The organism is Lentzea sp. NPDC006480, assembly GCF_040611995.1.
Taxonomy (GTDB): Bacteria; Actinomycetota; Actinomycetes; order Mycobacteriales; family Pseudonocardiaceae; genus Lentzea.
Map to the genome: position 1 here is coordinate 1 of NZ_JBEXPJ010000254.1, position 9,515 is coordinate 9,515.

Annotated in this window: 6 protein-coding genes and 1 pseudogene; 3 read left to right on the forward strand and 4 right to left on the reverse strand. The window is 63.3% G+C overall.

The window, feature by feature from the left end; all coding sequences use genetic code 11:
• Window positions 1–2,661: 2,661 nt before the first annotated feature.
• Window positions 2,662–2,844, reverse strand: a complete 183-nt coding sequence (locus ABZX92_RS43790) for an LPXTG cell wall anchor domain-containing protein (protein WP_355571764.1) — start codon at window positions 2,842–2,844, stop codon at window positions 2,662–2,664.
• Between the two features lie 4 nt (window positions 2,845–2,848).
• Between ABZX92_RS43790 and ABZX92_RS43795 the strand changes: the two genes are divergently transcribed.
• The gene (locus ABZX92_RS43795) at window positions 2,849–3,190 is read left to right on the forward strand and encodes a hypothetical protein (RefSeq protein ID WP_355571766.1); all 342 of its coding nucleotides are present in this window, start codon (window positions 2,849–2,851) and stop codon (window positions 3,188–3,190) included.
• A gap of 1,101 nt (window positions 3,191–4,291) precedes the next feature.
• Here the strand turns inward: ABZX92_RS43795 and ABZX92_RS43800 are convergent.
• A complete protein-coding gene (locus tag ABZX92_RS43800) occupies window positions 4,292–4,606 on the reverse strand; it encodes a hypothetical protein (protein WP_355571768.1) in 315 nt (104 codons plus the stop codon).
• 888 nt (window positions 4,607–5,494) lie between these two features.
• Here ABZX92_RS43800 and ABZX92_RS43805 point away from each other — a divergent pair.
• Together ABZX92_RS43805 and ABZX92_RS43810 are read left to right on the forward strand one after the other, a co-directional pair.
• A complete protein-coding gene (locus ABZX92_RS43805) occupies window positions 5,495–6,091 on the forward strand; it encodes an SMI1/KNR4 family protein (protein ID WP_355571770.1) in 597 nt (198 codons plus the stop codon).
• Window positions 6,092–6,446: 355 nt separating this feature from the next.
• A pseudogene (locus tag ABZX92_RS43810) lies at window positions 6,447–6,569 on the forward strand (phosphate transport system regulatory protein PhoU); the annotation flags it as partial.
• A 338-nt stretch (window positions 6,570–6,907) separates the two neighbouring features.
• Here ABZX92_RS43810 and ABZX92_RS43815 read toward each other — a convergent pair.
• Together ABZX92_RS43815 and ABZX92_RS43820 are read right to left on the reverse strand one after the other, a co-directional pair.
• Complete coding sequence (locus tag ABZX92_RS43815) at window positions 6,908–7,195, reverse strand: hypothetical protein (RefSeq protein WP_355571772.1); 288 nt, start codon at window positions 7,193–7,195, stop codon at window positions 6,908–6,910.
• A gap of 598 nt (window positions 7,196–7,793) precedes the next feature.
• The gene (locus ABZX92_RS43820) at window positions 7,794–8,099 is read right to left on the reverse strand and encodes a transposase family protein (RefSeq protein ID WP_355571774.1); all 306 of its coding nucleotides are present in this window, start codon (window positions 8,097–8,099) and stop codon (window positions 7,794–7,796) included.
• Between the last annotated feature and the right edge of the window lie 1,416 nt (window positions 8,100–9,515).

Below are 9,515 nucleotides of genomic sequence, written 5' to 3' on the forward strand. Positions count from 1 at the left end.
GCCGTCGAGAATGACGTGAGCCAGAGCCTCCTGCTGGACTCGCTCTAATGCTCCGTGCAGGTCCGGGGCTTGATCGGCGAGCACGGTGATGACCTGTCGAAGGCATCCAGGTCCGCGGCGTCTACAACTCATCGTCGAACACCGTCTGGATTGCGAATGGACTGTTTCGGCCCAGTAGGGGCGGTAGTGTCTACACCTTCGGCACGACTGCGGCTGCCAACCACTCTGCCTTTACTGCTCAGGTGTGAAGTGTGCAACTTTTTGTAATTAAGGCGGCTATCAGGCTTTCAATGGTCACCAAACAGCTTCACGTGCGCATGCTGATTTGAGATGAACAGGAGAGCGGATGCCGATTGCCCGCATCGGATTTTTCCGATGCGGGCAAATCTGTACTTATGCCCTGAAGTGGGTATTGTTACGATACTCGGTGTCGACGACTTCGCGATCGTGCCATCTCGATGACCTGATCGCCGGCTGCGCGAGATGACCAATCTTTGCCACACGGGTGCGTGTTCCCGCCATCCTCACTGGCCGCTGCCGCAAGAATCGTCCCCACTGGATCGCCACGACGCCTGCGGACACACTACCCGCCCCGACTCTTACCTCAACGGGCTGGACAAGAACCGCGACGAGGGAGTCGCCAGGCTGACGTGTTCTAACCGCGACGGCGTGAACACAAAGATCGAGCTGCTCAGACGACAGGTCTATTGCAAGCCAGCTTCAGCCTGTAGTACAAGAGAATGCTTCTCAACAACTTACCTGTCGCTACACGGACATCATAGTTGATCACGCAATCGTGGACGGAGCCGAACATTCTGCAATCCCGATTCTGGGTCCCCCTGTCCCCAGTGGGCTGTGCGAATCGTTCGCGTAGCGGGGAACTGTGAGCCCTCGCAGGATCGGGTGATATTCCGGCTGGTTGCAACCTGATTTTCCGGAGGTTCAGATCCGCACGGCCTGTTCTGAGTGGGCCGCAGACGAGTGTAGACGAGTTGACGCACGCATCTTCATGCGGACGAATCAATGCCGCACTCCGTGGCTGGAGTGAGCGGATCTCGCCGCTCGGACGATTTGGTGATATCTATCGATTTCATGCGGGGCTAGTCGTCTCAGGGTCCGGGACTTGTCCGCTCTGACGCCAACAACTGGATCAATTCGACGTGTTCGATCTAGGTGTCAGAACTGCCGTATGTGACATGGTCAGGCAGGTAACCGATTGACAAAGCGGACTTGAAGGTCGGGTTGCGCAATGCAGCCATCTCGGGCAACCCGACCCGACTAGCAGTCAGCCACCACTAGCACCACTGAAGTCCTCCGCCGCCAGGGCGTTCGTTGGTAATGACAGTTTCCGTGATGCCCTCGGGGATAAGGGCGCTGTCCTCCCACGAACCGTCCAGGACTTCCTCGATCCGTTCGATAACCTGTACCGTCATGGCAATCTCCATTTCTTCATCCCGCTACGAGGGCGGCGTTGAGGGATTTAGTAGGCGAGAGGGGTTGGCCGGACGAGCGATCCCTCGTTGCCTCACGATATGGAGTCTATGTCTCGTGACCTACGACACCATAGTGCTGCACGAAGGGGCATTGAGTCCTTCCCGATGTGCGCGGTCGGTTCGGGCCGTTGAACCGGGCATCATGCTGAGAGCGTTCCGCGCAGGAACCGAAACTGTGCGTTCGGAAAGTAGTGATCCGTTTACGCAGTGCAACCGATCGCTGCTGAGGTTCTGTCGTGATCTCAACGAGTTTCAGGTGACTCGGTAGTGGTCGCTGGAGTCCTCGTTGATGAGATCATTTCAGGACGGTCACCGTCAGCAGCGGGCACAACGCGGACCTCGGGTGTCGAATGTCACCTGCGGCGTCCTGTGCACCGATTCCAGAACCGCACTGCGATCGTCGACGGGTGCGCGCCCGTCGTCCGGCTGTCGAACATGGCGCAAGGAGTCGTACTGTGCCGAGCTTGGCGGAGACCATATGGATCACCGAGCAGGTCGGGACTCACCCAGGTCCGGCAGAAGGCCGAGAGCGCCAAAAGCTGGCATTAGGACGACACTCTGACGTCTTTCGCGTATGGCGCGGCAGCTGGTGGCTTCGCGGGGTTCCTGGGCCGCGACATGGCCCCACTTCAAGCCGGAGTCATCGCGCCGTCGCTGGACGACGTGCCGTCGCTGCTGGCGTCGACGGCGCCCGCACAGCGGTTCCGTGTGCGGACCGACAACTGGCAGGCCCAGGTCACCGCTGCGGAGCTGTGTGATCTGCCGCGAGAGTACGAGACTTCGGCGAGCTTGCCTTGGGGCTGGTCGCATTGGTGGTTTGGTATGCGGTGGCGCTCGCGTCTTTGAGGGTTAGCGGGGCGGGGTGGATCTGGGGGTCGGCAGACCGTACCTCTGGCACGCCTCGGCGCCGGTGACCACGGCGCCCAGGCCCGCGCGCAGCCATGGCCGCTGTGAGTTGTTGGTCGCGCGTGGCCGGGCCCGTTGCGCAGCAGCACGACACCCGAGTGCGTGCGCTGCAACGGCCCGCCGAGGCGGGCATGTCAGCCAGGGTTCGAAGCCCCCAGCGTCTTCAGGGCGCCGGAACTGATGACACCGAGATCGCTGCGCTCGCGCAGTTGTTCGATTGGTATGTCATCAGTGTTACGAGCACCACCGACAGTTTTGACGGTCAGCGCTGGAGGGCGCGCCGGGCACGGTCGATCAGCAGCATGAGCGCACCCGCGACGGCGAGCAGCACGCCTAGTGCCACCAGCCAGCCGATCGAGGACGCGCCCGTGTTGGCCAGGCGGTTGCCCTGGTCGTTCGGGGGCACCGCGACCGGTTTGGTCGTCGTCGGCGGTTTTGTCGCCACCGGAGTGGTCGTAGTGGTCGCCGGCGGCGTTGTGGTGGTGCTCGTGGACGTCGTGGTGCTCGTCGACGTCGGTGGAGTGGTGGTGGTCGTGGACGAGGGCGGGGTCGTGGTCGTTGACGTCGTCGTCGTAGTGGTTGTGGTGCAGTCGGTCGTGGTCGTGGTCGTGGTCGGGGTCGTCGTAGTGGTGGGTCCGCCTCTTGCTTCAGGCGAACGCCACCCCGGAAGGTCCTTCGGACACCAAGCGGCGGCGCACACGCGGCCGTCACCAGAGGCCGCGGCCTCTGGTCCGGCACCTGACAGTCCGACGACTGCCAACACTGCACCCGCGACGAGGACACCGATGTAGGCGATACGTGACATGGCTCGATGGTTGCGCCCGGATACCGCAGGTCGCGCGTGCCGCGTGCACACGTCACCCACGCGTGCACGCGACATCCCTCGATCAGGTCCAGAAATGATGATTGCGTCATCGATATCTGAGGCGATCAGACTCGGCAGAGAACCTTCTTGCGCAGCAAGTCGAACTTCACTCGTCTGTACCTGCTTCTGTTGATCGATTTCAAGCGGGGGATGGCATCTTCGACAGCCCCGGAGTTGTGCTCCGTCGTGAGGCCGTTGACCATGACCGCGCGGTCGCGTTTGAAGCTCGCGGTGAACGAGTGCAGCTCGGGGAGGTTGTCCGCTTCCGCTGCGGCAATTCAGCCATCGGACGTTCACCGTGTCGGCCGATCATCATCTCCGCGAACGAGGCGACGTAGAAGGACAGCTTCTCCAGCGCTGAGCTGCGGGCAGGATCTCGTTCAGCCGGTTGCGTTCACGGTCGTCGAGGTCGTTGGAGTGCTGAAGCGTCCACCGGGATACGTGCGGACATTCGGCGGGGCCGGGTCGCTGGTGGTGCGGCGCCGACCGTCCTAAAGAGACGGAGATGCCGGGTCGATGTCTGGTAGCTGCCGGTGTAGCCCTGCTCGCGGATCTCGACGAGCAGGATCATCGCTGTCGTGCACCCGTGGTTCCATCGCTGACGCGGGTACGGTTTGAACCGCTCCAGGACGACCGTCCCGCTGTTTGATCAGCAAATCCTCAATGCTCACGGTGCGAGCGAATCGCCGAACGGTCTTGCGGTCCATCCGCAGCGAGCGGGAGATCTCGCTCGGCGACCCACCACCGGTCAGAAGCTGTGTGGTGCTCGCGGATGTGAACGACAACGGCCTGCGTCTCGTCCCGGTCGGTATCCGTGGCGATCAGGTCGTCAAGGTGGTGGCGTGTGAGGTCAGGCAGCTCGGTTGGCCGGCTCAGGAGCGGGGAGACCACATGTGTGGTGCGCGGGCGACGCGCTCGGGATCGGCCTGCCCGTGGTTGGCGCAGCGGACCAGGAAGTTGGTGCTGAGGGATCAGGTGACAGTGCGCGTTGACCACGTGGGCGCCGTAGTGCAGCGGGCGCAACAGTTTACCCATGTTCGGGGCGAGCGTAGCGTTTGACCGTGTTCAGCGCCCAGTTCAACCACCGTGTGTACTGCAGCAGCCCGGTGCCCTCGGCGAGCAGATCGTCGACGGCGGCGAACCGCTGCCGCGTGCGCGCGACCAGCACCGAGTCCATCGGGCGGGGTGTGGTGTTCGAGCAGATCGAGTGGGCGGCGACGGTCTTGTCCACCGCAGCGGCCTGGTTGTGCGGCAGATGCCACTGGTCGCTGGCCTGCACCGCCTGCGGCGCGGCCCTGCGGATCGCCTCGGCATAGGCGGCCGAGCCGTCCCGGCACACCAACTGCGCGCCCCCGGATGTGTTCCCGTAGCCAGGCTGCGAGGGTGGCGGTCTTGCTGTCCGGCAACACATCGGCACAGCGATGGGCGACCGCGTCGATCAGCACGGTCGCGTACCTACGACCACGCGCGATCGCGAAGTCATCGACACCGAGCACCGTCCCGACCTCGGGATCGGGCAGCGTGTGCACCAGCCCCAGCAGCGTTCCCCGGCTCACCACATACCCCAGCTTGGCGGCCAGGCGCGATCCGGCCCGGCCGGCCAGCGCCAGCCCGATGCGCTCCAGCACCGTGCGGCACAACGAGACCCGGCCAGCATGCTTGACAGTCAGGTCGCCGACGTGCCTGGCGAACGTCCCGACGGACAAACGGTGTCCGTCACGGAAGAACCGGCGCACCCATAATCGCACCACCATCACCGGCTGGTCAGGCACCGCGACATCGGCCAGCCTGCGGTCACAGCGGCTGTGGACTTGGCGCGATCGGCTGCCGCAGGACAAACAGACACCGCCCTCGGCCTTGACCACGTCCCACGTCAACACACCGGACGTCGTCTGCTTGATCCGCTCGACCACCACGCCAGCCAGGTGCGGCAGGAACACGTCCAACAACTGACGATCACACAGAGGACATGATCACAAACCGTCGCCGCGTACCGGATCCGCAGCACAGCTAATTGATCACAAAATCACTTACAGAGCTGCTCGTCCAACACACCTGATCGTTAATTTGCAAGGTTGGTGTCAAGGTGTAGTGATGCAGGTTGGGGTATGCGACCCATTCTGATTCACGGATGATCGCAGCTGCCCGAATGTGCAGTAATTGTGGTTTCGAGGGGCACCTTCGTACCTGCGTCAACCAATGTGAACTGTTTTGTTGTTCCCTGGCCGTTGTGACGGATGCATCGGTGGGGGACGTGCCGAGGACGCCGGACGACTGGCGTGAGTACTTGGTGGAGTACGGCCGGGAATACGTGCGCACTGCGAACGTCTGCCAGCGAGAGTTCATGAAGCCCGAGCACACGTCGACCTGCTGGTTCGGCCCCGGGCCTGCCGACGAGAGGACGATCGCCGCCACTGAACAGCGGTTGGGCACGCGGTTGCCGCCCACCTTGCGGTCTTTCCTGGCGGTTAGCGACGGCTGGTCCGGGATGGTGGCGTTCTTCGTTGATGAGATCCTGCCGTGTGCGGGAATCGGCTGGCTGCGTGACTCCGGATGGGGCGCGGAGCTGATCGAGATCTATGGCGAGGAGGGGGAGGGCGATGATGAACTCCGCGAGCTGCTTGAGATGTTCCGGCGTGCTCTGCTGATCGCTGACGGAGAGGACATCTGGCTGCTCGACCCGGGCAGAACCGGTGAGGACGGGGAGTGGGCGGGATTCCATCTCGCGCCAGGGGAGGGCGGCTATCCCGACGAATACACGAGCTTCGCCGACCTGCTGCATTCACGCCGGCTGGAGCACCCCAAAATCATTGAGGCGGAAGGCTGATCAGGCCTCGTCCGACTTCGCCGCGATGACGTCCTTCGGCGTCATGTGCGCAATCCGCCGCGATGTGCCCCACCTCGTTCTCCAGCTTCCGGGGGTGGTGGAAACGGTCCCCGCAGACCGTGCATCACCCTCGGTCAAACCTGTCGGTACCGGTCAGCGCGTCCAGATCGGCCAGGTGCTGCCGAAGTTGTTGCAGCACATCGCGTTGCGTCTCCTCGGCCCGCGTGTGCTCACCAGCGCCCAGCTGCAGGCTAATCAGGTCGATCATCTCAAATGCCATCAAGTCGCGCAGGCTCAGTGAGATGGCAGGTCGTCGATCTTGCTGGTGGCGCGGATCGGCCGATTCGAGTGACCGCACGGGGTCGCCGCTGCGGTCGAGGTCGCGCTGCTGGCCCGGTTCTACGAGCGGTTCTGTGATCACGAGGTCGTGGTGGCTCGTCGGCTGGGCTTAGTGCGCACCGGTGAGATAACGCGCTGAGCCGGACCTCGACCTAGGGGGAGAGAGGCCGAGCTGGCCTCGCGTGGTCGCGGACGAGACTTCGGGGGCGAACGCGGCGCAGTCCGCAGCCCGCAGTCCGGGCGAACCGCGGAACGCAAGGGCACCAGGTTGTGCACTTACGAACAGGTCCGCTCCTACGCGGACCGCTCACGGCCAGTGGCAGATAGGTTCGCTGTCATGAAGACCCAGTGGGCAGGCGGGGTCGGACTGGTGGTGCTGAGCGTCCTCGGTGCTTCTGGCACCGCCTCCGCTCACACCTCGAGCATCACCGCTTCATGCGCCGCGGGTCGGACAACGCTTTCCATCCAGCTCACGTACTACACGGGCGAGAACTCGGTCCTCGTCACCACCGATGGCGCCACGGTTGCCAGGAGCGCCTTCGGCAACGAGTTCCGGCTACGGCGCGAGGTGGACGGTGCAGCCGACCACATGTTCACCATCACGGTGAAGGCGCCGGACGACCCGTCCGGCGCACATGGCTGGTCGTTCGTCAGGAACGTGTACGCGGCCGCCTGCGGGACCGTGGCACGTCCAACTCTCGCCAATCCCGTCGCACGGCGGACCACAACTGTTCCGCCCACCGCCACGGTTACCCCGGTCACCACCACGCCCTCCTCCGCTGTCCCGAGCTCGACCGAGGTGAGCTCCGTGCTGGTCGGCTTGGAGATACCGCAGTCCCTGGCCAGCGTATCTCCACTGTGGGCGCTGCTGGCGCCTCGTCCTGCTCGGCATCGGCGTGACCACATTCGTCATCGCCCGGCGCAAGGATCCCTAGGCGCCCGAACAAGTGTGTGGACGGGTGCCTGGTCGCCAATGCCGCTCAGTTAGGGATCTTTGGCGTGGCTGCGTAGGGCCAAAGTTGTTGGCTCTACTGTGATTCGGTGCCGTCGCATCGCTCGTTCACGATGGAATCAGCATCGGTGTGCTGACTCGCTGTTCGATCGTGACCTGGTGACGATGTGCTGGTCGAGACAGTGCGCCGGGAGAAGCGCTCGCGGTTGCTGCCACGAGACGATCCAGCTGATCACCTCGATCATGGATCATGAACTCGCCCGGCGGCGGAGCTGGCGGCGTTGTATCGGGAGCGTGGAAGTTCGAGCTCACGCTGGACGGGGTCGAGACCCACCCGATGCCGCACCACCGGCTGCTGCGGTCGAAAACACCGGAGCTCGTGCGGCAGGAGATCTGGGCGCTGCTGATCCACTATACGGTCCGTGACCTGATGCTCGAGCCCGCTGACGACATAGATGTCGAGGAGTTGGCCTTCGTCAGCAGTCTCAACGCCATGTGTGCCAGGCCATCAACCAGGCGGGGGCCAGTCAGATCATGCATCGTGCCGGGCTCGACATCGCTGACCCACAACGGGAAACCGTCCGGTGCCAGCAGCGCTTGGATGTTGCCGCCGTGCTCGTGTGCTTTACCGGAGTACCACAGGTCGATCTGCTCGTCTGTGACGCTGATGGCCTTCTCGGCGGGCCGGTCAGAGGAGAAGATCTTGCCGTCGAGAATGACGTGGGCAGACCGTCCTGCTTGACTCGGTCCAGCGCTTCGCGCAGGTCCGGTGCACGCTCGGCGAGCACGGTGATGACCTCGTCGATATAGCGGTAGCCGGTGGCGCGGGAAACGCCGTGATCACATGCGAGTGCGGTAACGTCGCCCTCTGCCGGAACCATCGCAGACCCATGACGGCTTGTCCGTAGCAGGTCAGCGCCCTGGTTCCCGTTCTGATGCCGCGGTCACGGCGTTCGACGTAGAGCAGTCGGCCCAGGTACTGGGCCAGTTCGCGGGGTACATCGAGTGTGGCACGATAGGTGATCACGGGGAGCTTTCTGACCGGGATTCGATCTTCGCAAATCCAGTCCTATCAGGAGCTCCCCGTCCTTCTGCTCGCCAGGCCCGCAGCACGTCGAGGTGCCTGCGCGAGCGTTCCCTGGGCGTCAGCAGACCCTCGGCGCTGGAATCACCGTTGGTGAGATCACCTCACAGCCAACTACGATTGCCTCGGCCGGCTAAAGCCAGGTGAATGCGCCCCCGTTGGAGCATCCGTCATGAGCGGGATTGCGGGGGACCGGCCCACAGACTCGGAAGGCGCGAACAGCATGGTCAAACGATGCGCTGTTCGTGCCAGTTCTGTAACCCGTTTGCATATCGTGCATTTGGTTGTCGCCTTCGAGATAGTAGTCGACGTGACCCGCGTAGTTGATGTTCCCGGGGCGACTGGTGTAAACCCAGATCCACCCCTTTTTGCCATTCCCTGGATGGTTGTCGGCTTGCGCCTGGTAGATGGCATAGGCGACGGAAGTAGACGCTTGGGCGGGCTGTACGACAAGACTCAGCCCGGCGATAGCCAACGTGCTTGCCACAGCAGCCCTCATCAGCCTCTTCAATATCATTCTCTTTCCCTTTAGGTCATTTTCCTCGCGTTACGTGAATGATTCCATATCGAGCTCATGATCCACTGCGATAAGAGACAGCGGGCTAGTTCCTTCTGCCCGTTCGACCCAGCTTCCCGGTCAGCCGCGTGCGCCCGCTCGAAGGATGGACCCAAGCGGGGTGTATGCCAGCTCGGCGACTGGGTCCAGCACCAGCCTTCCTGCGGTCCTCTGCGACCTCAGATCCTCATGCGCCTACCGAATCTCCCTATCCCGCACTCCCTACCGGGAACAGCCTTCAACTTCCCATCCACAACGACGCCGTCGATTCCCTTGCCCGGCTGGAGATCCATCAGCACGACGTCCACAGTGGATGCAAGCCGCACCGACTCCCTCGCCCGTCGCCGCCTCGATCACCTCGAACAACCGCGACAGCAAGCCGCCAGCCCGAACCGGACCACCGGGTGATCGTCTACCACCAGCACCGTCTGAGGCTGTCGGACCGGCAGGGAGAACAACACCGCCATCCACCCACTCCTCCCCGCCCGCGAAC